The sequence below is a fragment of the uncultured Clostridium sp. genome (genome assembly GCF_910588715.1).
Classification (GTDB): Bacteria; Bacillota; Clostridia; order Clostridiales; family Clostridiaceae; genus Clostridium.
Map to the genome: position 1 here is coordinate 557,563 of NZ_CAJURG010000001.1, position 26,284 is coordinate 583,846.

The following is a 26,284-nucleotide window of genomic DNA, read 5'->3' on the forward strand; positions in this document are numbered from 1 at the left end:
AAGAAATAATGTTTGCTTAGTTTTTTAACGCTTTATTCTTTGTATCTTTATTAATTTTTTCATTAATCCACTTTACTATATCAAAAATGACTTCATCTTTATTTTTTTCATTTAACATTTCATGTCTTCCATCTTTATATAACTTATACTTTAAATCTAATATCCCTACTTCTTTATAAGTTTCATACAATCTAATTATTCCTTTTCCAAAGTCTCCAACTGGGTCTTTATCTCCAGCAAAAATAAATATAGGTAAATTTTTAGGAATACTTTTTAAATTATCTTTTTTATTTATTTCCCATAATCCTCTAATTAAATCGTAATAATAAGACGTTGTACAAATAAACCCACACATTGGACTTTCTATATACTTGTCCACTTCTTCTTCAACAGAACATAACCAATCATATTTTGTTCTATTAGGTTTAAAATTAGAATTAAAATTTCCAAAGGATAACTTATCCATTAGATGACTTTTAGCTCTTCTTCCTCTTACTTTCATTTCACATTTAGAAATTAAAATTCCAAGTTTAGTGATTTTATCTGGTCTACCATTAGTTCCTGATAAAATTACTCCATCTATTTTATCTCCATATAATTCTATATATCTTTGGCTAACAAAAGAACCCATGCTATGTCCAAATAATATTATTGGTACATTTGGATTCTCTTCCTTTATTATATTTGTTAATTCTTGTACATCTTCAACTAATAAATCAAAACCTTCATTATCTGCAATATAACCTCTTTCTTCATCTTCCATTGAAGTTTCACCATGTCCCCTATGGTCATGGGCATAAACATTATATCCATTTTCACAAAGTTTTTCTGCAAAATAATTATATCTTAAAGCATATTCAGTCATACCATGTACAATTTGTATTATGGCTTTTGGTTTTTTATTAAAATTCCATTTATAACACTTAATTTCTTTTCCTTCTATATCTGTAAAACAAAACTTTTCCAAAACTATAATCTCCTTTTTAGTTTTCTTGTCTATATTATTATCCTATATTTTAATAGTGTCAATTATAAAACTATAATTTTAATTATTTTTTAAAAATTAACTTTTTACCAAAAAATTTTTAAATTTAGGTTAAATATAATAAAAAGATAGATTTGTTAAAGTGTAACTTTGTGTTATACTATTTTAGTATTGATATGTCATTTAAGATAGTTATACATTAAAGTAAAAAAATTTCTTTACATAAAAATTTAAAAGTAACTAACAATTATTTTTTAATTTTTGTATAATTATTTAAAATGTTTATATCTAAAAATTATTGTTAATAATGTAAATAAATTATTGTAGGTGGTGAAAAAAATTAGTATTAAATCAATTTTAAGTATATTAGGAGCAAAATTCACATTATTTCTTACTAAAACTATTTTAAAAGGTGGAACTACTTTTCCAGGAAAGGTTGCTTTAAAACTAGATAGCAATATATTAGCTAAAGTTTCTAAAGGGTATAAAGTAGTTTTGGTTACAGGAACTAATGGAAAAACTACTACTACAAGCATGATTTATAACATCATTAAAGAAAAGGGCTATCCTGTTATAACTAATAATACAGGTGCAAATCTTTTCCCTGGTATAGTTACTACATTTATTGAAAACTATAAGCTTTTTAAAAGAGATGAAAATAAATATGCAATTATTGAAGTAGATGAAGCAAATTTAAAATATATTACAAAATATATTACTCCTGAAATAATAACAGTTACTAATCTTTTTAGGGATCAACTTGACAGATATGGAGAAGTGTACACTACTTTAACTAAAATTTTAGAAGGTATAACTCTTGTACCAGAAAGTAAGCTTGTTCTTAATGGAGATGAATCTCTTCTTGGAAAGTTAGACATCAAAAATAAGTTAGTTTTTTATGGATTTAAAACTCCAATAAACAAAAATAAAACAATAGATGTAAATGCAGATTCAAAGTTCTGTAAGTTCTGTAAAACTCCTTATAGTTATAACTTCGTTACATATAATCATTTAGGTGATTACTACTGTACAGGCTGTGGCTATACTCATCCTAAAATTAAATATGGTGTAGATGAAATTTTAGACTTAACTGCTGAAAGTTCAACTGTTAAGTTTGGTGATACAGAAATTTATATTGGACAATCTGGTGTTTATAATATTTACAATGCACTTTGTGCTTACTCAATTGCAAAGGAACTTGATATTGATAATAGTACAATAAAAAAATCCCTTGAAAGTCAAAGCTCTAGTTTTGGAAGACAAGAAGTAATAAATATAGATGATAAAGAAGTTAAAATAATACTTGTTAAAAACCCAGCTGGATACAACCAAGCATTAGAAACTTTATGTCTTAATAAAAATTCTTTTTCATCAGCATTTTTACTTAATGATAATTATGCAGATGGTACAGACGTTTCTTGGATTTGGGATGTTAATTTTGAAAACTTAAAAAATTCTGATATAGATGAAGTATATGTATCAGGACTTAGAGCATTTGATATGGCAGTAAGACTTAAAACTGCTGGTATTCCATCTTCAAAGCTTATTATTGAAGAAGATTATGAAAAACTAACATCTAAAATTAAAAATGGTAAAAATAAAAAACTATATGTTTTAGCAACTTATACTGCAATGATAAACTATAGAAAATATTTATACTCTAAAGGATATATTAAAAACCTTTGGTAATATAGGAGGTACTTATGGAATTAAATATTTGTCACCTTTATCCAGACCTTTTAAATGTTTATGGAGATGTAGGTAACATATTAATTTTAAAACACAGAGCTGAAGAACGTGGAATTAAAGCTAATATAATAAATGTTTCTTTAAATGATGAATTTAATGCTGATGAATATGACATTGTATTCTTTGGTGGTGGTCAAGACTATGAACAATCAATAGTTTCTAAAGACTTAATGAATAATAAAAAAGATGAATTATCTAGATATATTAATAATGGTAAAGTTTTAATTGCTATTTGTGGCGGTTATCAATTACTTGGAAAATACTACACTGCTCCAAATGGAGAAAAAATAGAAGGCTTAGGAATCTTAGATATATATACAGAAGCTGGTGATACTAGATTTATTGGTAATACTGTAATATATAATGAAGAGTTTAATGAAACTTATGTTGGATTTGAAAATCATTCTGGTAGAACATATCTAAATGGTCTTAAACCACTTGGAAAATGTATACACGGATATGGAAATAATGGCTCTGATGGATATGAAGGTTGTATATATAAAAATACTTATTGTACTTACTTCCATGGTTCACTTTTAGCTAAAAATCCTGAACTTGCAGATAGATTTATAAAAATGGCACTTGAAATTAAATATTCTGAAGTTGCACTTGAAAAACTAGATGATAGTTTAGAATTAAAAGCTAAGGAAGTTATGATTACTAGATTAAATACAAAATAAAAATTTTTTATTATAAGAAGGACGGAGAGATTTATGTCGAAAAACTTTTTTAAATCACTGATATTAATTCTTTGCTTAACTTTAGTTATACCATTTTTAAATGTAACTAATGCTTTTGCAGCAACAGAACCTCAAATAATAGGGGCTTCTGCTATAACAATGGATATGGACACTAATGAAATAATTTATTCTAAAAATGCTGATGTTCAACGCTCACCAGCTAGTACAACTAAGTTATTAACATCTTTACTTTTTGCGGAAAATAAAAATAAAAGTGATGTAATTCCTTATACTAATGTATCTGCTGCTGTTACTGAAACTTCATTAACTAACTTTATAGGTAATGCAGCAAAAGCTGGTGATACATTAACTGCTGATGAAGTTATGGATGCCGTAATGGTATATTCAGCAAATGATGCCGCTGTAATGATGGCTGAATCTGTAGCTGGTTCTGTTGATGCTTTTGCTGAATTAATGAACCAAAAAGCTAAGGAACTTGGTGCTTTAAATAGTAATTTTGTTAGTCCAAACGGATTAGAAGGAAACTCTAATAATCATAATGTAACTACTGCATATGATTTAGCAATGATTGCTAAAGCTGCATACCAAAATGATTGGGTAAGAGAAGCTAGTGGTTTAGACAAGACTTCTGTAATGTTAGATGGTAAAAAAATATATATAGAAACAAGAAATAAAATTCTTGGTGTTGATGGTAATGTTGGTGGTAAAACTGGTAACGAAACTAAATCTGGACATTGTTTTGTAGGTTTCTATAATAGAAATGGTAGAAATTTAATTACTGTAGTTCTTGGATCTGAATATGGTGCAGATGGAATGAATGTATTTAATGATACTAAAGCAATTGCTAATTACAGCTATGATGCTGAAAAAACAACCTATAAATCTGCTGGAGATGAAATTTCAACTGTAGATTTAAGTTATAAATTATTTAAATTCTTTGGTCCTACTAAAACAATAACTGTTCCAGTTGTATTAGATCAAAATATTGAATATTATCAAAATGACTTTAATGATAAAAATGCTACTCTTGAAGTTCCTTCTAATGAATTAAATGCTTGGAAAGTAGCTTCAAATAATAATGTCGATTTAGTTTTCACTTCTGGAAGCTATAAAGAAACAGTTAAAGCATCAATTAACTTAAAAGTTGGACAATTATTAAAAGCTAATATAGGAATTTATGTTCTTGCTTTATTAATAACAATTTTAGTAATTGTATTAATATTAGTTGTAATTAAATTAATAATTAATTCAAATAGACGTAGAAGAAGTAGAAGTAGATATTCTAGATATTAAAAATAGGCTATAACCAATTAATTTAAATTGGTTATAGCCTATAAATTTATAAAACTATATTATCTAATTAAATATTGCAGTAACCCATTCATTAGTTTGATGTTTACTTATAAGTTTAAATCCATAACTTTCTACATTTTCTTTAACTTCATCAAAACTCCATTCAACAAGTCCAGAAACTAATATATTTCCTCCACTTTTTAAATGTTCTTTTATATATTTCATAAACATTTTAGTTTCCTCTCCTCCAATGTTTATAAATATCCAATCAAAGGTTTCATTAACTAAAGTTTCATCATCTAATATATTTCCAACCACAGACTTTATATTGCCTAGATTATTTAATGAAGCATTTAACATTACTTCATCATAAACATCCCTTATATCTACAGCTGTAACCTTTGAAGCCCCAGATATGGAAGCAGCTATAGAAAGTATTCCTGATCCTGTTCCAATATCTAATACTGACTTTTCTTTAAGGTTTAACTTATTTAAGATTAATTTTAATATATCTTGTGTTGTTTCATGTAATCCAGTTCCAAAAGCACCTTGAGAAATAAAGTTTATCTTTGTTTTCCCATCAAACTCTTCATCAGGACTCGCTATTACATAATTATCATCTATATGTATTGCAGGAAAATCATATGTAGTATAATCATAATTATTTTCTTCAATATTTATGTAATCCATTTTTAAAATATCTTTTAATTTTTCTTTAAATTTTTCTAATTCTTCCTTTCCTTCTTCAAAAGCAACTTTAAGGATTATATCCTCATCTTTTTTTTCTAAATATCCATATCCATAATCATCAGTTGTTATTTCTAACGGATTTTCATAAAAAACATTATATATATCATTTATAGCTAAAAGTTCAATTGTAGCATCTAATTTTTCATATGGTAATTTATAAGAAATTATAAACATAAAATCAACCTTTCTTTATTTAGTTTTTCTTATCTTTTTACTTCCATTTTTATAACTCTTTTTTGGAGTTAAATTTTTCTTGCTCTTATTTTTATTACTATTTTTATTCTTCAAATATTTTTTTCTTACTTCTTCTTCTTTAGAATCATTATTTGATTTTTCTTTAGCTTTTTTCTTATCTTTATTTTCTTTAGCTTTATGTTCTTTATTATTTTTTTCCTTAACTATAGGATTCTTTGCTACAGAATATCCAAACTTCCCTAAAGCTTTAGTATCCATTTTAAAATATTCACCATGACAATATGTAATTAAATTTGCTTCTTCAAAATGTATTTTTCCCTTTTCATCAATTAAATCTTTATCTATATGAGAACCAACTACATCTGCAATAAATAAATCATGAGTTCCAAGAGGAATTATATTTTTCACCTTACATTCAATAGAAATTGGACATTCATCTATATAAGAAACATCAATATTGCTTCCCTTTCTCATTGTAAAATTCATTTCTTTTATCTTATCAAATTTTCGCCCTGGTCTTACACCACAATAATCAACTGCTTTTGTCATATCTATACTTGGTAAATTAACCGTAAATTCCATAGTTTCTTTTATATATTCATAGGATAATCTTTCTGGTCTTATTGATATTGACAACATTGGCGGTTTAGTGCATACTGTCCCAATCCATCCTACAGTAAAAACATTTTCTTTTCCTTCTTTATTTTTAGATGTTATTAAAACAACTGGTACTGGATTTAAAACCACACTGCCTTTAAACTCTACCTTTTCTTTCATATTATTTCACACCTTTTTAAAAATTGTCTTAACGATTATAACATAACTTCAACTAAATTGCGAAAAGTAATTTAAATTAATATAAAAGGAAGCCATTAAGGCTCCCTTTTACTCATAAAGAAATTTATAAATGTTATATCTTGTACTTACTTTATCAACATACTTTTTAGTTTCTTTAAAAGGAATATATGTTAAATTTTCTCCGTCACTTGAATATTCTGGATCATTAAGCCACTTTGTTACATTACCACTACCACCATTATAAGCAGCAAGTGCTAAACTTAAATCTCCAAATTCCATTAATAAGTTATTTAAATACCAACATCCAAATCTAATATTAATTTCAGGTTCATAAAGCATATTAGGATTAAAGTTATCAACTTCTAATTTTTCTGCAATCCATTCTCCAGTAGAGTCCATGATTTGCATTAATCCCTTAGCTCCCTTTATTGATTCAGATTCTATATTAAAATTACTTTCTGTTTTTATAACTGATAAAACTAAAAGTGGATCTAAATCATATTCATAACTATATTTATTTACTATTTCACTATACTTATACGGATATATATAATTTTTAATACTATACTTTCCACCAATTAAAATCACAATAGCAATTATAAACCATATTATAAATTTTTTAACCTTCATTCCCTCTCCCTACTTTTAAATATATTACATAGATTTTAAAAATTCTATTAATAAATCAACTTGCTCTTTAGTTTTAGCTAAGGTATCATTATTTTCTATAATTATATTAGAAAAATCTTTTTTTCTCTCTAAAGGCATTTGAGCATTGATTCTATTTATAGCCTCATCTCTTGATAATGTATCTCTAGCTCTAACTCTTTGAACTTGAGTATTATTATCTATCCAAACTAAGATAACATAATCCATATCTTTATGCAAATCGTTCTCTATTAATGTAGGAGCATCTACAATAACAAAATCTGCCTTTTTCTTCTCTAATTTGTCTATATTGCTATATATTTCTCTTTTTATATATGGAAGTATAATTTCTTCATATTTTTTTCTTTGCTTAGGAAATCTAAATATGTGATTACCAAATTCTTTTCTCCTAAAATCTCCTCTCCAGTCAAAAAAACCTGCTCCAAATTCAATCTTAACTCTTTCTAATATTTCTGGATATTTAACAAGTACCTCTCTTGCTATTAAATCAGCATCTATTATATTAAACCCTGCTTCTTTTAACATAAATGATACAGTACTCTTTCCTGACCCTATTCCTCCTGTTAATCCTATTTTAATCATATTATCCCCCTACTTTGCTTCATACCATGTTTTTCCTATATTTGTGTCAACTTCTAATGCAACTGACATCTTTAATACATTTTCCATTTCTTCTTTTACTAATGATTTGACAATTTCTAACTCTTCTTCTTTAACATTTAAAATCAGTTCATCATGCACCTGAAGAATAATTTCACTATTTAAATTCTCTTTCTTTAATCTATTATAAACTTTAACCATAGCAAGCTTAATAATATCTGCTGCACTTCCTTGAATTGGTGCATTCATAGCTAATCTTTCTCCAAGAGATTTAACTATTTTATTTGAAGATTTTATTTCAGGTATAAATCTTCTTCTATTTAAAACAGTTAAAACATATCCCTTTTCTTTAGCTTCTTCTTTAACACTTTCTAAATATCCTTTAATTTTTGGATATCTATCAAAATATATTTCCATATATTCTGAAGCTTCCTTTTTAGTTATCTTTAAATCTTGAGATAAGCTAAAATCACTAATTCCATATACTATACCAAAATTAACAGCCTTTGCTCTACCTCTCATAAGAGATGTAACTTCATCAACCTCTACTTTAAATACTTCTGATGCAGTTTTAGTATGAATATCACTGTGATGATTAAATGCATCTATCATATTTTTGTCATCTGACATATGTGCAAGTACTCTAAGTTCTATTTGAGAATAGTCACAAGATAATAATATATCTGTATTTTCTTTTGGTATAAACACTTTTCTTATTTCTCTACCCATTTCATATTTAACAGGTATATTTTGAAGATTTGGTTCTGTACTTGATAATCTACCTGTTGTTGTTACAGTTTGATTAAAGCTTGAGTGTATAGCTCCATCTTCATCTATAACATTTTTAAGGCCTTCTACATATGTAGAATTAAGCTTTGTTATTTGTCTATAATAAGTAATCTTTTCTATAACAGGGTGCTTATCCATTAACTTTTCTAATACTTCTGCATTAGTTGAATATCCTGTTTTAGTCTTTTTAATTACTGGTAAATCTAATTTTTCAAAAAGTATTTTTCCTAATTGCTTTGGAGAACTTATATTAAATTCCTCTTCACAAAGCTCATATATTTCTTTTTCAGTCTTAGCTATTTCCTCTTTAAACTTAACAGCAAGTTCATCAAGCTTTTTCCTATTTACATTAAAACCAACGGCTTCCATACTTGATAAAATAAATATAAGAGGATGCTCAACTTCATAATAAAGTTTCTCCATTCCTTCTCTGCTTATTCTTTCTTTTAAATATTCATAAAGCTCTTTCATATTTGAAATTGCATTACATATTAACTCTTCATTTTCTCCCTTAACTTCTTTCATTAAATACTCATTAATTAAAGTTTCTAAAGGATAATTGCTTTTAGCAGAATCTATAAGATAAGCAGCAACTACAGTATCAAATATAAATGACTTTATTTCTATATTCATTTTAGTTAATATAGTTACTAAGTTTTTACCATCATGTATTACCTTAGCTATATTTTCATTTTCCATAAAGCCTTTTAATAAACTTACAGATTCAATACTATTTTCCATATTTATAAGCTTAAAATCAATTATACTAACCTTTTCATCATAGCTTAAATATAATTTATCTAATTCAATTTTAGAATAAAGCTTTGAATTAGTTGTAGTATAGGAGATAAATGCAATATTCTCTTTTTCTTTTAAAGCAGTCCTAAACTCCTCTAAAGTATTTACCCTATTTATTTCCACCCTTTCAGTTTCTTCTTCCTCTTCAACATCATCACCAGGCAATTTTGCAAGTAATGATTTCATTTGAAGTTTTAAAAATAACTTTTTAAGCTCTTCTTTATTATAATTTTCTTGACTTTTAATATCTTCTAAATCAAACTCTATAGGAACTTCCGTCATAATTGTAGCAAGTTTTTTACTGAAAATTGCTTGTTCACTATAGTTTTCTAAATTCTCTTTAAGCTTCTTACCACTTATTTCATCAATACTTGATAGTACTCCTTCAATAGAACCATAAGTAGAAATAAGTTTAAATGCTGTCTTTTCCCCTACCCCTGGCACTCCTGGAATATTATCTGACTTATCACCCATAAGCCCTTTAACATCTATATATTGAGTTGGTGTAACTCCAAATTCTGTTTCAAAAGTTTCTCTATTATATACAGCTGTTTCTGTAACACCCTTCTTAGTAATTACTACCTTAATATTATCAGTAGCAAGTTGCAGAGCATCTTTATCTCCTGTAACTATAAAAACTTCAATTCCATTACTTTCAGCAAATCTTGCTAATGTTCCTATTATATCATCTGCTTCAAAGCCATCTATTTCATAAATATTAACTGCTAGTAAATTAAGCACGTCTTTAATAATTGGAAATTGCTCTGCTAATTCTGGAGGCATTTTTTTTCTACCAGCTTTATAATCTTCATACTCTTTATGTCTAAAGGTTGGAGCTTTTCTATCAAAAGCTGCCACTATGTAATCTGGCTTTATTTCTTCCTTCATTTTAAATAGCATATTTGTAAATCCAAAAACTGCATTAGTATGAGTTCCTTCATTATTTGTTAATGTTGGTATTGCATAAAATGCTCTATTGAGTAAGCTGTTTGAATCTAAAATCAGTAACCTTTCCATGTACTCCCTCCAGTATTTTTTATATATTTTTTAAGTATCATTTAGTAATTATAACATATTAAAGCTAAAATATACTAAGTTCTAATTCATCTGATAAATCCTTTAATATATGAACTCCGCCAATACTATTTCCCTTATCATCTAAAGCTGGTCCATATATTCCTATTCCAAATCTTTTAGGAACTGTGGCTATTATTCCTCCTCCAACTCCTGATTTTGCTGGAACTCCAACATGAACTGCAAATTCTCCTGAAGAATCATACATACCACAAGTAACCATTATTGTTTTTACAATCCTACAAACCTCCCTTGAAACTAAAACTTCATCACTCCAAGGTGCTACTCCATCATTTGCAATTACTGCTGAAAACATTGCTAAATCCTTTGCTGTAGCTTCAATTGAGCATTGCTTAAAATAAAGGTCTAAGACTTCCTCTACATCTCCTTCTAATATGTTAGAACTTTTCATAAAGTAAGCTAAAGATCTATTTCTATCACCTGTAGCTTTTTCACATTCATATACTTCTTTATTTATATCTATTGTAGGATTATTTGTTGCTCTTCTTAAAAAGTTTAATATTCTTTGTAATTTATGGTCTTCATTTTCACCAAATATAAGAGATGTTGTTACTATAGCTCCAGCATTAATCATAGGATTATAAGGTCTATTTTGATCCCTTATTTCTAAGTTTACTATACTATTAAAGCCCATTCCAGTTGGTTCAACATTTACCTTTTTAAATACATTTTCTCTACCATTATCATTAAGTGCAATTATTAACCCAACAACCTTTGAAATACTTTGGATAGTAAATTTAACTTCGCTATCTCCAGCCCAATATTTTTCATTATTTTTTATATCATATACACAAAGTCCTAAAGCTTCTTCATTTGCCTTTAAAAGCGCTGGTATATATGATGCTAACTTTCCATCCTTTGTGTACTTTTTATTTTTTTCTACTAAGTTAATTAATAAGTTTTTCATTCATCTTCTTCCTTTTCATTTTATATGTGCTTTAATAATTATAGTTATTTTTATAACTTCTTACAAGTTTATTCATAGATTAAAAACACAAATAATAATTTTTTAATAAAAAATAATAAATAAAAAATTAATACAAATAACTAACATATACATATAAAATTTATTTAATTTAAAATATTATGTGGTATAATTTACTATTATATAATATAGGAGGCCTTTCTATGGATAAAAATCTTTTAAAAAAATATGCAATGTTAGCTGTAAATACAGGAGTTAATATAAAAAAAGATAATATATTAGTTATTACCTCACCAATTGAAACAGCAGAATTTGCTAGGCTTATTGCTAAAGAAGCTTACAACTTTGGTGCTAAAGAAGTAATTGTACATTATAGCGATCAGCAATTAACTAAAATAAAATTAGAAAATAGTTCACTTGAAACTATTTCTGATTATCCTTCTTGGATGGCAGAAGGATACAACTATTATGCTAGACAAGGTGCTTGTTTTATTTCAATAGCTGCAAGTGATCCAGATGGATTAAAAGGAGTTTCTGTTGAAAAAATAGGTGAATCTCAAAAAGCTAGAACTACAGCTTTAAAAGAATATTATGATAACTCTATGTCTAATAAATGTCGTTGGTGCGTATTATCAGTTCCTACACTTTCATGGGCTAAAAAAGTTTTCCCAAACCTTAGTGATGAAAAAGCTTTAGAGTCTTTATGGGATGTTATATTTAAAACAGTTAGAGTTGATACTAAAGACCCAATAAAAGCTTGGGAAAATCATAATGCTTATTTAGAAGAAAAAATTAAGTTTATGAATGAAAATAATTTTAAAAGTGTTCATTTAAAATCTTCAAATGGAACTGATTTAAATATAGAACTTCCAGAAGGTCATATTTGGGCTGGTGGTTCTGAAGAAGATGTTAAAGGAATACCTTTTAATGCAAATATGCCAACAGAAGAAATATTTACTTTACCTAAAAAGACTGGTGTTAATGGTATAGTTTATTCCTCTAAACCGTTAAGTTATGGTGGAAATTTAATTGATAATTTCTCTATTACATTTAAAGATGGCAGAGCTATAGATTTTACTGCTGAAACTGGATATGATATATTAAAACAAATGCTTGAAAGTGATGAAGGTGCTAAATATTTAGGAGAAGTTGCTTTTGTTCCTTATAACTCACCTATTTCTAATTCAAAGTTAATATTCTTTAATACATTATTTGATGAAAATGCAGCTTGTCATTTAGCCTTTGGTAGAGCTTATGAATCTTGTGTAAAAAATGCTGATAAATATTCTGAAGAAGAACTTGAAAAAATGGGAGTTAATAATTCAGTTATTCATGTTGATTTCATGATTGGAACTAGCGACCTTGAAATCACAGGAATTAATAAAAATGGAGAAACTATTAAAATTTTCTCTAATGGTAATTGGGCTTTTTAATATTACAAAAGGAGTGTTTCTTGCTATACACTCCTTTTTTACTATTCATTATGTACTTTCAAAGTTTAATATTATCATTACCAAATTTTAATTAATATTTTATTGTCCCATTTTTTGAGCACTATCAACTCTTTCTTTATTCTTACCTAATTTTCTTGATTCTTTAGAGTATCCAACTTCATTTGCAGTTTCTACTCTCATTTTTTGTAATTCTGCTTTAGTCTTTTGTCCTGCTTTTTTATTATCTTTTGAATTTTTATTATTTTTATGTGACATTTTTAACTTATTCACCTCCTTCTTTATACTTTTATAATTATTTTATACTTTCTTTAATAAATTATACTTTAAAGATTATCCAATAAATAAATATACCCCTAAAGTTAATCATAATATTAGATTAACCTTAGAGGTATAATAATTTTTTATTTTTTATAATCTACTTCTTATTTCTTTAATAAAGTCATAAGTGTTAACAGTCTTAACATTCTTTAAATCAGTAAGCATTGCTAAATCCTTAGTCATTACTCCATCTTCAATTGTTTTTAAGGAAGCTTTTTCCAACCTTTCTGCAAACTCAACTAATTTATAATTTCCATCTAATTCTCCTCTTTTTCTTAATGCACCTGTCCATGCAAAAATAGTAGCTATTGAATTAGTTGAAGTTTCTTCACCTTTTAAATGTTTATAATAATGTCTTTGCACTGTTCCATGAGATGCTTCATATTCATAATAGCCTTCTGGTGATACCAAAACAGAAGTCATCATTGCAAGAGAACCAAAGGCTGTTGCAACCATATCACTCATAACATCACCATCATAATTTTTACAAGCCCAAATAAATCCGCCCTTAGATTTAATTACTCTTGCAACTGCATCATCAATTAATGTATAAAAATATTCGATATTTGCTTCTTTAAATTTTTCCTTATACTCTTCCTCAAATATATCATTAAAAATATCTTTAAAAGTATGATCATACTTTTTAGAAATAGTATCTTTAGCTGCAAACCAAACATCCTGCTTTGTATCTAAAGCAAAATTAAAACAACTTCTAGCAAAGCTAGATATTGATTTATTAGTATTGTGCATTCCCATAACTATTCCACTATCTTTAAAATCATAAATAGTTTCTCTAGTTTCTTTTCCTTCTTTATCAGTAAAAACTAATTCGGCTTTTCCCTTATCTTCAATTTTCATTTCAACATTTTTATAAATATCACCATATGCATGTCTAGCTATTGTAATTGGTGATTCCCATGTTCTAACAAAAGGCTTTATTGAGCTAACAGTTATTGGTGTTCTAAAAACTGTACCATCTAAAATTGCCCTTATAGTTCCATTAGGACTTTTCCACATTTCTTTTAGATTATACTCTTTTATTCTCTCTGCATTTGGAGTTATTGTAGCACACTTTACTCCTACTCCATATTTTTTTATAGCCTCAGCTGCCTCAACTGTTACCTTATCATTAGTTTCGTTTCTATATTCTATTCCTAAATCATAATATTCAGTTTTTAAATCAATAAAAGGGTTTAATAATTCCGCCTTTATCATTTTCCAAATAACTCTAGTCATTTCATCTCCATCCATTTCAACTAATGGAGTTGACATTTTAATTTTTTCCATAAATATAGCCCCCTTAGTAAATATTTATAACAATAATATTTATACTAATTTTTTCTATATTTATGTTTTATTATGTTTTAATATTAATATAGTTATAATTTATTTAAAATTTTATTTATCTACTTCCTTATAATCTACATCAATTATTTCTCCAGTATTGTTATCTATGCTACTTTCTTCAAAAACCTCTCTATTTTGATTGTAAGAATTATAGTTTCTATTTATATTATTTTTCTTATTAAATGTTTTTCTTGCTTTAACTATAATATAGCTTATTAATCCTATTACTATAACAAAAGGTAAAAGAAATATAAAAAATTTAACTACAGCAATAAAGATTACTATCCCAACTATTGCCCATAATATAGATTTTAAATTATACATTTAAACAAACCTCATTTACATTATAAAATTTAACTTATGTTCTTATTATACTATTAATTAAGTATTTTTGCAATATGAGTTATTTAATATTTCGTTAAAAGGTTGTTAATACCTTATAGTTTTTATTAATAATTTTTATATTATGCTATATTTTTAGAATCTCTAAAACCTTCTAATTTTTTATTTGTCTTTTTAGCTATCATAGGTAATATAAATCCTAAGCCTATTAATATAAATGGTGTAATAATATTTAATGATACTTGGAACCACCATTCACTAGAAAACTTTTCTACACTGCTTGGGAACATCCCCATTATACAAGCAAATGCTGTAAATGCAAAACACCAAATTCCTATTATCATTGCAAGTTTATCATTTTTAACAAACTTATAATTTGATTTATATTTATCTGCTGCCTTTTTAAGACCTATAAATGCTAAGAATACCCAAAGGTATCTCATTGGCATAACTACAGAATTTAATTGAAGTAACCAATCAAATAAAGAGTTCATATCTCCAATACCAAGAGCTGGTACTATTATTAATATTCCAACTAAAATAGCTGTCATAATATAACCATTAATAGGTGCACCATATTTATTAGTTTTAGTTAAAGCCTTAGGTATAAACTTTTTATCTCCATCTGCTAAAAGAACTTTTAATGGAGCATCTATAGAAAATACTAATGCAGATATTTGTGCTAAGAAATTAGCTAACGCATAAATTATTATAAATAATTTTCCAACTCCATAATATTTACCTAACATTTGGAATGCATAATATTGTCCATTCATTTTTAAATCTGATGGTATATTATTAGCATCAAACATCATTGCCATTGCAAAAGAGCCTAGTAACGCAGATACTGCAACCATAATAGCAAGTACAATCATTCCCTTTGGAAAATCTTTACTTGGCTTTTTCATTTCATTTACATACGGAGATATTTTTTCAGCACCTCCAACAGCAAATATTAACATTGATAGTGTAGTAAAATATGAAAAATTAAAATTCGGCATCATATTTTTAATATTAAAATCCACTGTTGCTGATTGTATTCCTCTAATTGAAGGTGCAGCTAACATTAATACAACATATAAAATAGACATAACAAATACTGATGTACCAGCTATTGTTCCAATCATCTTTAAAGATGTTACACCTCTTGATGCAATCCATAAAAATAATAAAAATACTGCTAATGTTAATAATTGAGCCACTATTGGGTCCATATCTTTTATAAAATTACCATTTTGCTTTACAGTCCATCCTAATGCAATTAAAGCCGATTGTGGCTTTTGTGCTAAATATGGAATGTGAACAACCCAGTATGTCCATCCGGCAAAATAAGCTAAAGTAGTTCCAAAGGTTCCTCTTATCCAAGAGCTTACCCCACCTTTACTATCTTTAAAAACAGACCCTAATTCTCCTACCATTAATGCATAAGGTACAAAATATAATCCTATTATAAGTACCCAGGATACAACTACTTTTAATCCTTGATTGGCAAAGTTATTTACAACATTACCAAATCCCCATACTGCTACAAAAGCCATCATAGCTAAATTATACCAGCGTAAATTCTTCTCTTGTTCACTCATTTAATTTCCTCCTTAATATAGATTTGCTATTTTATAATACCTATTAAAAAATAGCTTGTCTATACTTTAACAGTTATTACTTTTTATACATTTTAATTAATTTATTTAGTAATTGAACTACTTGTAGTGGATATTTTCCAATAGAAGTTTCTCCTGCTAATAAAAAACCAGTTACTCCATTATTTATAAATGAATATATACTTTCTATTTCGCTTATACTATTATTCAAAGTATTTTTCATACTATCTAAAACATGAGTTGCTATTATTATTTCTTTATCATAATTTTCATTTCTTAAATTATTTAATAACTTAAATTCCTCTTCTACAGATACTTCCATACTACACTCTGGAACCAAATCACCTCTTGCAATAACAATTCCATCACTAAAACTCATTATTTCTTTATAATTATTTAATCCTGCCATAGTTTCTATCTTAGAAAATATCTTAATATCTTTTTTACTTCCTTTAAATTTTTTTATGTATTCTCTTACATGTAAGATATCTCTAGAACCTTCAACATAAGATTGTCCAATTATATCTATACCATTATCAATAGCCCACTTTAAGTTTTTCTTATCATTATCATTTAATAAATTTTCTCCTAAACAAGCATCTGGAATATTACATCCCTTTCCCCCTCTAATTACTCCAGTATCTTTTGCTATAGCCTTTAAAAATACTTTATCTTTATCGATAATTTCAAAATTCATAGTGCCATCTTTCATAGATATTTTTTTAATATCATTTTTCTCTATAATATCTGACTTTATATTAAGCGGAATAATTTTATCATTAGTATTATTAATTAATAAATATACATCACTACTGCAAAAATAAACTATTTCATTTTTAAAAACTTTAAATACAGTTTTTAAGTTTTCTGATACTCTAACCTTTTTTCCACATAAATCTGCCATAAAGGTTATATTTTTATTTAAACTTCTAGAATATTTTAATATTCTTATAAACTCTTTTTCATAAAAATGTGAAAAATTTAACCTAAAAATATCAACTCCATTATTAATTAGTTCTTCTAAAACCTTTTTATTAGAGGAGCTTGGTCCTATGGTTGCAATTATTTTCATTAATACCCTACCTATACATTGCTTATAAATTATACTATTATAATTTTTTTCTTTTTATTACATATTGTTACTTTTGCATTTAAATAAATTATATTTTATAAAGAATTTACTTAATATAAATTTTAAGAAATAAATCTTTAAATTTGCCTTTGTTCTAAATTAAGCTTTTACAGAATAATTATTTATATAATCATTTTCTAGGAGGATAAGATGAAATACTTAAAGTTTATTTATATATTGTTATTAGTTACTCTTTTATCTGGCTGTGTTTTTAATGATCCTAAATACATAAACTTAAAAACTAAACCTAATCTTTATTACTACTCAAATGAAATTTATGAGAAAATTAAAAATAATGAAAGCTATTCTCTTAAAGTTTTTGACGTTAACTTTTATGAATATCATGAGGTTTTAGAAGAAGATGAAGATATTCTCCCTTGCTTTTTAGCTTCATTAAATGCTGATAACTATGTAAGTGAACTTAATTTAGAAGATGATAAAGTTAAGTATAAGCTTATTATTGAATTTGATAATGATAAATCTAAATATGTTATAAATGTTTATGATAAAAATTCTATAACACTTTTCCCTTGGGATGGAAACTTAAAAGAAGATATGATAACTATGGATAATGTTCCTATAAGAAATAATATTTATTCATTTTGTGTTTATATAATAAATAAAGCTAACTCTAATAATTAATTTTTACCTACTAAAAATAAAAATACACCCAAAATATTTAAAAAATTCATAAATATTTTGAGTGTATTATTTTTTTAATCTATAAGTTCAAAAATTCTCTTATTTTTTAATGGATGTAGTGCATAAGGTGCTATTTCCTTTAATGGCTTTAAAACAAAATCTCTTAAATGCATTAAAGGATGTGGAAGTATAACAAATTCATCATTACTTATTACATCATCATATAAAACAATATCTAAATCTATTATTCTTGGTCCCCACTTTATTTCTCTAACCCTTCCAAGGTCATTTTCTATTTTAAGAAGAGTGCTCATAAGCTCTCTTGGTGTTAAGTATGTTTCTACCTTAATAACTCCATTTAAAAATTCTTCTTGATTTTCATATCCCCATGGCTCTGTCACCATAAAAGACGAAACCTTAGAAATTTTTACTCCATTAATTTCTTCAATCTTTTTTATAGCATTTTTAAGATTTTCTTCTTTATTCCCTATATTGCTTCCTAATGCAATATAAGCAAAATGTCTTTCTCTATTAATTTCAACTGCTGCGTAATCTAAATGTCTTCCTATAGGTGCCCAAGGCTTTTTTAATAATACTTTAACAGCTTTAACCATTGGATAAGTATCTAAAATAAAATTAGCCACCTTATTTACAACACTTTCAATTAAATCTAAGGACTCTTCTTTAAAAACATCTATAACTTTATGGCACAACTCTCCATAATGAACTGACTTAGTTAAGTCGCAAGTAGTTGCAGGTTCTTTAATATCTAGCGAAAGTTCTATGCTTAAAATAAACTTTTGCCCTAAATCTTTTTCTTGACTAAAAACACCGTGATTTGCAAAAATCTCAATATCTTTTAAATATATTTTATCCATTTATCTTCCCTACTTTGCTTTTAATATAGTATCTGTCATAATAGCTACTCTTTTATTTTCTAATACATCATGAACTCTAATAAACTCAAATCCCTTAATTATTCCCATAACACTAGTTGCAAGTGTTCCCTCTACTCTTTCATTTACAGGTAAATTTAAAGTTAATCCAATCATTGATTTTCTCGATGTACCTAAAAGCATTGGATAACCTAATTTTTTAATAACTTCACAATTATTCATTACAATTAAGTTTTCCTCATAAGTTTTAGCAAAACCTATGCCGGGGTCTAAAATTATATTTTCTTTTTTTACTCCAGCTTTTAATGCAATATCAATACTTTCTTGTAAATCCCTTACTACATCTTCCATTAAATTTTCATAAGGCTTATTTTCTCTATTATGCATTAAAATAATTGGAGTATTATATTTTGCAGCTACCTTAGCCATATTTTTATCATATTTAGCACCCCAAATATCATTTATAATATCTGCCCCTGCCTTTATTGATTCTTCGGCTGTCCTCGCTTTATATGTATCTATTGAAATAGTAACATCTAACTTTTCTTTTATAGCTTTAATTATTGGAACTACTCTTTTTATTTCCTCTTCTTCTGTTACATATTCTGCACCAGGTCTTGTTGATTCCCCACCAATATCTATAATATCAGCACCATCTTCTATTAACTTTCTAGCTTGATTTACAGCTTCATCTATTTCATTAAACTTTCCACCATCTGAAAAGGAATCTGGTGTTACATTTAATATTCCCATTATATAAGTTCTCTTTCCTAACTCATATTCCTTATTTCCTATTCTCAATTTCCTTCACTCCTTAATATTTTATAGCAAGGTTTTTCTTTTCATCTTTCCAATAACACTCCCTTTTAACCTTACAATTAAAACATTGTCTTGATAGTTTATCAGCCTTATATATTATTTCTTCTAATCTTTTATCACTTTCTTTTCTATGACTTGCAATTCCACTTAAAATAATATTAATTTCATCAGCTGTAAAGTTTGTTTCTTTTAATATTTCTTTGCTCATTTCTACACTAGCAATATCATGACTAATTCCTTCTTCATATTGCTTTACTCTACCTATGTCATGTAAAAGCCCAATTGCATAAATAACTTCTTTTGAAATATTTAAATTTTCTTCAAGGACCATTATATATGCAATTCTAGCCACATCTATAAAATGCTCTATAGTATGATTACAAAACTCTCTATCTTTTTCATATTCCTTTAAGCTTTTTAGAGCATTTCTATACTGAACATTGTTAAAAATTATATCTATATTTTTCATATTTCACCTTCTTTAAAGTTAATAGCTATTGTTTAAACTAATCCTATTAGGTTTAAATCCTAACTTATATATATCCCAAATAAACTATTAAACTTAGAAAAATTATTTTATAAAATTCATAACTTCTCTTCTTAGTTCTATATCTTCTCTAAATATTCCCCTATAAGTAGTAGTTACAGTTTTAGCACCAGGCTTTTTAACTCCCCTCATAGTCATACATGTGTGTTCTGCTTCAATTACAACCATAGCTCCTTCTGCATCTAAATATTCCATTATGGCATCAGCTATTTCTGTTGTTAATCTTTCTTGTAGTTGAGGCTTTTTAGCATAAACCTCAACAGTTCTTGCAAGCTTTGAAAGCCCTGCTACTTTTCCTTTAGGTATATAGGCTATATGTGCCTTTCCAAAGAAAGGAACTAAGTGATGTTCACACATAGAAAAGAATGTTATATCTTTTTCTAATACTAAATCATTATTTTCTACAGAAAATGTTTTAGAAAGCACCTCTTTAGCATCTTTTCCTAAGCCTTCAAAAATCTCCATATACATTCTTGCTATTCTATCTGGTGTTTCTATTAATCCTTCCCTGTTTACGTCCTCTCCTATACCTTCTAATATTAGCTTTACACCTTCCATTATCTTTTCTTTATTCATCATTTTGCCCTCCATTTATTTGCTTATCATATTGCTTTTTTATTTTTTCAATTACTTCATTTTTAAATAGTTTGTTTTCTATATTAGAAACCTTTATAACCCCAACTAATGAATTAGTTAAGAAAACTTCATCACTATTTAATAATTCTTCTTTTGTTATATTTTTTTCTATTACATCAAAGCTATCAATAACCCAGCTACGAACTATTCCTGGTAATAATCCACATTTAGTTGGTGGTGTATAAATAAATTTATCCTTAACTATAAAAATATTACTTGTACACCCTTCACATAAATTACCTTCTTCATTAAAGAATATAGATTCATTATATCCATTTCTTTGACATAATTCATATTCTATAATATTTTCTAAATAATTTAAAGTTTTAAAGTTAACTATCCTAGAAGTTGAATTTCTTAAAACCTCAGAAATAGAGACCTTAAATCCCTCTTTATAATCACTATCTTTATACTTTATCTCCCTTATTGAATAAATTAAGTTTTTTTCAGTTACAACAATTTTTAATGCTTTGTTTTTTATATTATATTTATTTATAAAGAAAGCTACATCTTCGATAGATATTAACTTACCTAAATTGAATTCTAAAATTGCATTATTTAATCTTTTTATATGCTCCTTTAAAAATACTGGAGTATTTTTTACTAATATAGTTTCAAAAACTCCTCTTCCAAAAAATATACCACTATCTATATTTATAGTATCATTTTCATATATAACTTTTCTCATTAATTCACCTATAATACTCTCATTAAAGCTCTTGCTTTATCTAGCGTTTCATTGTACTCATCTTCCTCTATTGAATCGTAAGTAATTCCACCGCCAACTCCAAAATAAGCCTTATTATCTTTTTTTACTATTGTTCTTATGACTATATTAAAATCACAGTTTCCTCTAAAATCAAAATATCCTATAGAACCTGTATAAATATTTCTCTTAACCTTTTCTAACTCTTCAATTATTTCCATAGCTCGTATTTTAGGAGTTCCAGTTATAGAACCACCAGGAAAACATTCTTTTATACACCTTACAGAAGAAACATTATTTTTTAATTCTCCTTCTACTGTAGAAACTAAGTGAAACACTGTAGCATATTCTTCTAACTTAAAGTTTTCAGTAACCTTAACAGTATGTGGTTTACATACCTTACTAAAATCATTTCTCTCTAAATCAACAACCATTAATAATTCCGCTTTATCTTTTTCACTATTAATAAGTTCTAACTTATTTACCTCATCTTCTTTTTTGTTATTACCTCTAGGTCTTGTCCCTTTTATAGGTCTTGTATGTGCCTTATTATTAATAACTTGAACAAATCTTTCTGGAGATGAGCTTATAATTTGAAAATCATCAAAATTTAAATAAGCCGAAAAAGGTGCTTTATTTATGCTTCTTAATTTCTTATAAATATTAAAAGATTCATCATCATTATAACACCAAAATCTTTGAGTCATGTTTGCAATATAAACATCACCAGATACTATATAGTCTTTTAGCTTAGCTACTGCTTTTTTATAATCCTCTTTAACAAAATTTGAATAAAAAATATTTTCACTTTTTTCATAAACTATTTCATCAGCAATTTTTTCTCCATTATCTATTACTTTTAAAATGTTATGTATATTTTCAATATGACCATCTAAATCAGTTATGTATTTTTTATTATTTATTAAATCAAATATTATTATATTTTTATAAAAAATAAATCTCATATCTGGTATACTAAAATCTTCTGTTGCTGTATTAGGTAGACTCTCTAATAATCTTCCAGTATCGTAAGAAATATAACCAATAGCTCCACTTAAAAATGGTATAGTATCTTCAATATCATTTTTATATTCATTTATTAAATTTTCTAATATATTAAAGGCATCACCTTCAATTATATTTCCATTTATATAGGTAGTTTCATTTTTTACTTCAAATTTCAAAAATGGATTTATTCCAATAAAAGAATACTTAGAAAGCTTTTTATCTTCTTTAGAACTATCTAATAATATAGTATTACTTTTATCCTTAAACAAGTTATAAATTTCAAATACATTTAAATTACTATTAAACTCTATTTTAACTAACCCCACTTACAACTTTCCCCCTTATAAAATTTATTAAAACTTATTCAAGTTTTTATTAAATTCTTTTGTTATATTTATAAAATTATTTAAAATTTTATGACCCTCTTCTGTCATTTCTGCTTCTGGATGAAATTGAACTCCGTATATAGGATATTTTTTATGCTTAATTCCCATTATAATATTATCTTCTGTCTCACTAATTATATCCAAATCAACTGGAAAATTTTCCTTATCTACTATTAATGAATGATATCTTGTAACTTTTAAAGTATTTTTTACATCCTTAAATATATCCTTCTTATTATGAGTTATATTAAATATTTTCCCATGAACTGGTTCACTTCCTTTTTTAATAACAGCATTAAAATAATGCCCTATACATTGATGTCCTAAACAAATACCTAATATAGGAATTTTCCCTTTAAACTTATCAATAATATCTAAGCTTAATCCAGCTTCTTTAGGAGATTTTGGTCCTGGAGAAATAACTATTCCATCTATATTCATATTTTCTATTTCTTTAAGTGTAATTTTATCATTTCTATAAATAACAATTTCTTCGCCTAACTCTTCAAAATATCTAACTAAGTTATATACAAAAGAATCATAGTTATCAATCATTAAAAGCATACTATTCCTCCAATTTCATTTGTAAATTTCAAACTTTATAATTTAAGCTATATTTTTTTAAAATAAACATAAATTATTAATAAATAATGCTCTATAATAATAAATTTAGCTTAATTTATTATTATTGCATTATCAATGAATAAATTATATCATAGCTTTATATACTACAAAACACTTACTTGAAAGGAGAAAAATTTTTAATATGATTATATGCGATTTACATACACATTCTACTGCATCAGATGGAAAATATTCACCTAAAGATGTTGTAAGAAAAGCTTATGATAGAGGAGTAAAATATCTAGCATTAACTGACCATGATACCTTATCAGGAATTGAAGAGGCAAAAAGTGAAGCTGAAAAACTAGATATACATTTTATTCCTGGAGTAGAATTATCTACAACTTACAAAGGAGAAACTATTCATATTTTAGGATACTTTAAAGGTGATGATTATAAAAATCCTGATTTAAATAACTTTTTAGAAGGATTAAAAGAAAAAAGAATTGCTCGTGCTCATGAAATAGTCAGAAGATTAAAGAAATTTAATGATATTGAAATAGATGTTAATGAAGTCCTTAAAAACGGTAAGGATACTATTGCAAGACCACATATAGCTAAAGCTATAATAGATGCTGGATATAACTACTCAAAAGAATATATATTTGATAATTTCCTTGGAGATCATTGCCCTGCATATATACCAGCAAATAAATTATCTACAGAAGAAGGAATTAACTTATTAAGAACTTATAATGCCCTTGTGGTTTTAGCTCATCCTGTATTATTAAAAAAATTACATGTGCTAGATGTTCTTCATCTTAATTTTGATGGAATAGAAGGTATCTATGGGCTTAACACGGAAGAAGATACTAAAAATTTCTTAAAAATTGTAGATAAAAAAGATATATTAACTTCCTGTGGCTCTGACTCTCATGGACATGAAGAAGATGATACAAAGCATGGAATATTAGGTTCTCAATCTATGGAAAAACATAGACTGGAAAAGTTTTTAAATAAACTAAATAACTAATTAAATATTAAAATAAGTTTTTATATAACTTATTAATAAAAATTATTATAATAAAAAGGAGCATATAATACTAAATTTAAAAAATTTTAATATTATATGCTCTTTATATTTATTCTTCAATTAAAAATGCTTTATATCCATTTTTAGTTTCATAAACATCAACTTTACTTGATACTTCCCATGGAGCATGCATGTTTTGTAAAGCAACACCACAATCTATGACTTCCATATTATATTGAGCTAAAATATAAGCGATAGTTCCACCGCCTCCTTGGTCAACCTTTCCAAGCTCTGCTGTTTGATATGAAACATCATTTTCATCCATGATTTTTCTAAGCCATGCAATAAATTCTGGATTTGCATCATTACATCCACTTTTACCTCTTGCTCCAGTATATTTACTAAATACAAGACCTCTTCCAAAATAAGCTGTATTTTTCTTTTCACAAACTCCTGGATAATTTGGATCAAAAGCAGCAGTAACATCAGCTGATAACATTAATGAATTTTGAAGAGCTCTTTTTAATTTTAATTCAGAATACTCTCCTCTTCTATCCATTACCTCAGCTAAAGAATTTTCAAAGAATTTTGAATGCATACCAGTAGCACCAATACTTCCTACTTCTTCTTTATCTACTAACAAAATAACAGATGTTTTTTCTACGCTATCAACCTCTAATAAGGCCATTAATGAAGTATATGCACATATTCTATCATCTTGCCCATACCCCATTATCATACTCTTATCTAAACCTAAATCTCTTGCTTTACCTGCTGGTACAATTTCAAATTCTGCTGAAATAAAATCTTCTTCTTCAAAATCGTATTTATCCTTTAAAAGAAGTAAAATATTTTCTTTAACAGCTTCTTTTTCCTTACCCTCTAATGGAATATTTCCAACAAGAACATTTAAATCTTCTCCAGCAATAACTTCGTTTGCCTTTTTTTGCAATTGGTCAGCTGAAAGATGAACTAAAAGATCTGAAATTCCAAGTACAGGATCATTATCCTCTTCGCCTATTACAACATTAACTTTTGTTCCATCCTTTTTTACTACAATACCATGTAACGCAAGTGGAAGTGCAACCCATTGATATTTTTTAACTCCACCATAATAATGAGTGTCCATTAATGCTAAATCACTATCTTCATATAATGGATGTTGTTTTAAATCAAGTCTTGGAGAGTCAACATGAGAACCTATAATTCTCATTCCATTTTCAATAGAATCTTTTCCTATTAAATATAAAACTAAACCTTTATCTTTATTATTAAAGTAAACCTTATCTCCTGTCTTTAAAGCTTCATTATTTTTTATTATTTCATCTAAGTTTCTATAACCATTCTTTTCTGCTAATCTTATAGCTTCATGGATACATTCTCTTTCAGTTTTTCCTATTGAAAGATAATTTTTATATCCTTCACAAAAATTAAAAATTTCTTGTTTTCCATTTTGATCATATTTTAGCCATGAATTTTTTTTAGAAATTTTGCCCATACTATCGC

The 26,284-nt window shown here is 26.6% G+C and carries 26 protein-coding genes; 6 read left to right on the forward strand and 20 right to left on the reverse strand.

Annotated features, from left to right (window positions below; all coding sequences use genetic code 11):
* Positions 1–16: 16 nt before the first annotated feature.
* A complete protein-coding gene (locus tag QZ321_RS02775) occupies positions 17–967 on the reverse strand; it encodes an alpha/beta hydrolase (RefSeq protein WP_291746335.1) in 951 nt (316 codons plus the stop codon).
* 348 nt (positions 968–1,315) lie between these two features.
* Here QZ321_RS02775 and QZ321_RS02780 point away from each other — a divergent pair, with 348 nt between their 5' ends.
* From QZ321_RS02780 to QZ321_RS02790, 3 genes are read left to right on the forward strand one after another with little or no spacing between them, the layout of a single operon-like run.
* The gene (locus QZ321_RS02780) at positions 1,316–2,674 is read left to right on the forward strand and encodes a Mur ligase family protein (RefSeq protein WP_290459436.1); all 1,359 of its coding nucleotides are present in this window, start codon (positions 1,316–1,318) and stop codon (positions 2,672–2,674) included.
* Between the two features lie 14 nt (positions 2,675–2,688).
* Positions 2,689–3,414 (forward strand): type 1 glutamine amidotransferase, encoded by a 726-nt coding sequence (locus QZ321_RS02785; RefSeq protein WP_290459407.1) that lies wholly within the window; start codon positions 2,689–2,691, stop codon positions 3,412–3,414.
* Positions 3,415–3,447: 33 nt separating this feature from the next.
* Positions 3,448–4,728 carry a serine hydrolase gene (locus tag QZ321_RS02790; RefSeq protein ID WP_291746339.1) on the forward strand — a complete coding sequence of 427 codons (1,281 nt, stop codon included), beginning with the start codon at positions 3,448–3,450 and terminating at the stop codon, positions 4,726–4,728.
* Positions 4,729–4,791: 63 nt separating this feature from the next.
* Here the strand turns inward: QZ321_RS02790 and QZ321_RS02795 are convergent, their stop codons facing one another.
* The 6 genes from QZ321_RS02795 to glsA form a co-directional block, all read right to left on the reverse strand.
* A complete protein-coding gene (locus tag QZ321_RS02795) occupies positions 4,792–5,652 on the reverse strand; it encodes a 50S ribosomal protein L11 methyltransferase (RefSeq protein ID WP_291746341.1) in 861 nt (286 codons plus the stop codon).
* A gap of 15 nt (positions 5,653–5,667) precedes the next feature.
* Positions 5,668–6,450 carry a flavin reductase family protein gene (locus QZ321_RS02800; RefSeq protein ID WP_290459410.1) on the reverse strand — a complete coding sequence of 261 codons (783 nt, stop codon included), beginning with the start codon at positions 6,448–6,450 and terminating at the stop codon, positions 5,668–5,670.
* A 108-nt stretch (positions 6,451–6,558) separates the two neighbouring features.
* Positions 6,559–7,101 (reverse strand): lytic transglycosylase domain-containing protein, encoded by a 543-nt coding sequence (locus tag QZ321_RS02805; protein ID WP_290459411.1) that lies wholly within the window; start codon positions 7,099–7,101, stop codon positions 6,559–6,561.
* Between the two features lie 24 nt (positions 7,102–7,125).
* Entirely contained in the window at positions 7,126–7,722 is a 597-nt protein-coding gene (gene coaE, locus QZ321_RS02810; protein ID WP_291744454.1) for a dephospho-CoA kinase, read from the reverse strand.
* A gap of 9 nt (positions 7,723–7,731) precedes the next feature.
* Entirely contained in the window at positions 7,732–10,344 is a 2,613-nt protein-coding gene (gene polA, locus QZ321_RS02815) for a DNA polymerase I (RefSeq protein ID WP_291746344.1), read from the reverse strand.
* Positions 10,345–10,408: 64 nt separating this feature from the next.
* The gene (glsA, locus tag QZ321_RS02820; RefSeq protein WP_291741260.1) at positions 10,409–11,329 is read right to left on the reverse strand and encodes a glutaminase A; all 921 of its coding nucleotides are present in this window, start codon (positions 11,327–11,329) and stop codon (positions 10,409–10,411) included.
* Positions 11,330–11,550: 221 nt separating this feature from the next.
* Here glsA and QZ321_RS02825 point away from each other — a divergent pair, with 221 nt between their 5' ends.
* Positions 11,551–12,780 (forward strand): aminopeptidase, encoded by a 1,230-nt coding sequence (locus QZ321_RS02825; protein WP_291746347.1) that lies wholly within the window; start codon positions 11,551–11,553, stop codon positions 12,778–12,780.
* Positions 12,781–12,879: 99 nt separating this feature from the next.
* Here QZ321_RS02825 and QZ321_RS02830 read toward each other — a convergent pair whose 3' ends face one another.
* The 5 genes from QZ321_RS02830 to QZ321_RS02850 all read right to left on the reverse strand — a co-directional run bounded on the left by QZ321_RS02830 (position 12,880) and on the right by QZ321_RS02850 (position 17,481).
* Positions 12,880–13,056: a small, acid-soluble spore protein, alpha/beta type gene (locus QZ321_RS02830; RefSeq protein WP_291746351.1), complete on the reverse strand. Its 177-nt coding sequence runs from the start codon at positions 13,054–13,056 to the stop codon at positions 12,880–12,882.
* Between the two features lie 153 nt (positions 13,057–13,209).
* Positions 13,210–14,406 (reverse strand): NADP-dependent isocitrate dehydrogenase, encoded by a 1,197-nt coding sequence (locus tag QZ321_RS02835; protein WP_291746353.1) that lies wholly within the window; start codon positions 14,404–14,406, stop codon positions 13,210–13,212.
* 111 nt (positions 14,407–14,517) lie between these two features.
* Positions 14,518–14,790, reverse strand: a complete 273-nt coding sequence (locus tag QZ321_RS02840; RefSeq protein ID WP_290459418.1) for a hypothetical protein — start codon at positions 14,788–14,790, stop codon at positions 14,518–14,520.
* A 140-nt stretch (positions 14,791–14,930) separates the two neighbouring features.
* Entirely contained in the window at positions 14,931–16,391 is a 1,461-nt protein-coding gene (locus QZ321_RS02845) for an amino acid permease (RefSeq protein WP_291746356.1), read from the reverse strand.
* A gap of 76 nt (positions 16,392–16,467) precedes the next feature.
* Positions 16,468–17,481: a pyruvate kinase gene (locus tag QZ321_RS02850; RefSeq protein ID WP_291746358.1), complete on the reverse strand. Its 1,014-nt coding sequence runs from the start codon at positions 17,479–17,481 to the stop codon at positions 16,468–16,470.
* A 210-nt stretch (positions 17,482–17,691) separates the two neighbouring features.
* Between QZ321_RS02850 and QZ321_RS02855 the strand changes: the two genes are divergently transcribed.
* Positions 17,692–18,183 (forward strand): DUF4883 family protein, encoded by a 492-nt coding sequence (locus tag QZ321_RS02855; RefSeq protein ID WP_290459421.1) that lies wholly within the window; start codon positions 17,692–17,694, stop codon positions 18,181–18,183.
* Between the two features lie 74 nt (positions 18,184–18,257).
* On the opposite strand, the gene folK is transcribed toward QZ321_RS02855, so the two are convergent.
* The 7 genes from folK to QZ321_RS02890 form a co-directional block, all read right to left on the reverse strand.
* On the reverse strand, positions 18,258–19,061 hold the full coding sequence (gene folK, locus QZ321_RS02860) for a 2-amino-4-hydroxy-6-hydroxymethyldihydropteridine diphosphokinase (RefSeq protein WP_290459422.1): 804 nt from the start codon (positions 19,059–19,061) through the stop codon (positions 18,258–18,260).
* Positions 19,062–19,070: 9 nt separating this feature from the next.
* The gene (gene folP, locus QZ321_RS02865; RefSeq protein WP_291746362.1) at positions 19,071–19,880 is read right to left on the reverse strand and encodes a dihydropteroate synthase; all 810 of its coding nucleotides are present in this window, start codon (positions 19,878–19,880) and stop codon (positions 19,071–19,073) included.
* Positions 19,881–19,893: 13 nt separating this feature from the next.
* Entirely contained in the window at positions 19,894–20,367 is a 474-nt protein-coding gene (locus QZ321_RS02870; RefSeq protein WP_290459424.1) for an HD domain-containing protein, read from the reverse strand.
* 102 nt (positions 20,368–20,469) lie between these two features.
* Entirely contained in the window at positions 20,470–21,024 is a 555-nt protein-coding gene (gene folE, locus QZ321_RS02875; protein ID WP_290459425.1) for a GTP cyclohydrolase I FolE, read from the reverse strand.
* On the reverse strand, positions 21,014–21,769 hold the full coding sequence (locus tag QZ321_RS02880; protein ID WP_291746365.1) for an aminotransferase class IV: 756 nt from the start codon (positions 21,767–21,769) through the stop codon (positions 21,014–21,016). The genes folE and QZ321_RS02880 overlap by 11 nt, the downstream gene beginning before the upstream one ends.
* Positions 21,770–21,777: 8 nt before the next feature.
* Entirely contained in the window at positions 21,778–23,121 is a 1,344-nt protein-coding gene (gene pabB / locus QZ321_RS02885; RefSeq protein ID WP_291746368.1) for an aminodeoxychorismate synthase component I, read from the reverse strand.
* A gap of 27 nt (positions 23,122–23,148) precedes the next feature.
* A complete protein-coding gene (locus QZ321_RS02890) occupies positions 23,149–23,745 on the reverse strand; it encodes an aminodeoxychorismate/anthranilate synthase component II (protein WP_291746372.1) in 597 nt (198 codons plus the stop codon).
* A gap of 202 nt (positions 23,746–23,947) precedes the next feature.
* On the opposite strand from QZ321_RS02890, the gene QZ321_RS02895 reads away from it, so the two are divergent.
* Complete coding sequence (locus QZ321_RS02895) at positions 23,948–24,778, forward strand: PHP domain-containing protein (RefSeq protein ID WP_291746375.1); 831 nt, start codon at positions 23,948–23,950, stop codon at positions 24,776–24,778.
* Between the two features lie 109 nt (positions 24,779–24,887).
* On the opposite strand, the gene QZ321_RS02900 is transcribed toward QZ321_RS02895, so the two are convergent.
* A complete protein-coding gene (locus tag QZ321_RS02900) occupies positions 24,888–26,276 on the reverse strand; it encodes an aminopeptidase (protein WP_291746381.1) in 1,389 nt (462 codons plus the stop codon).
* Between the last annotated feature and the right edge of the window lie 8 nt (positions 26,277–26,284).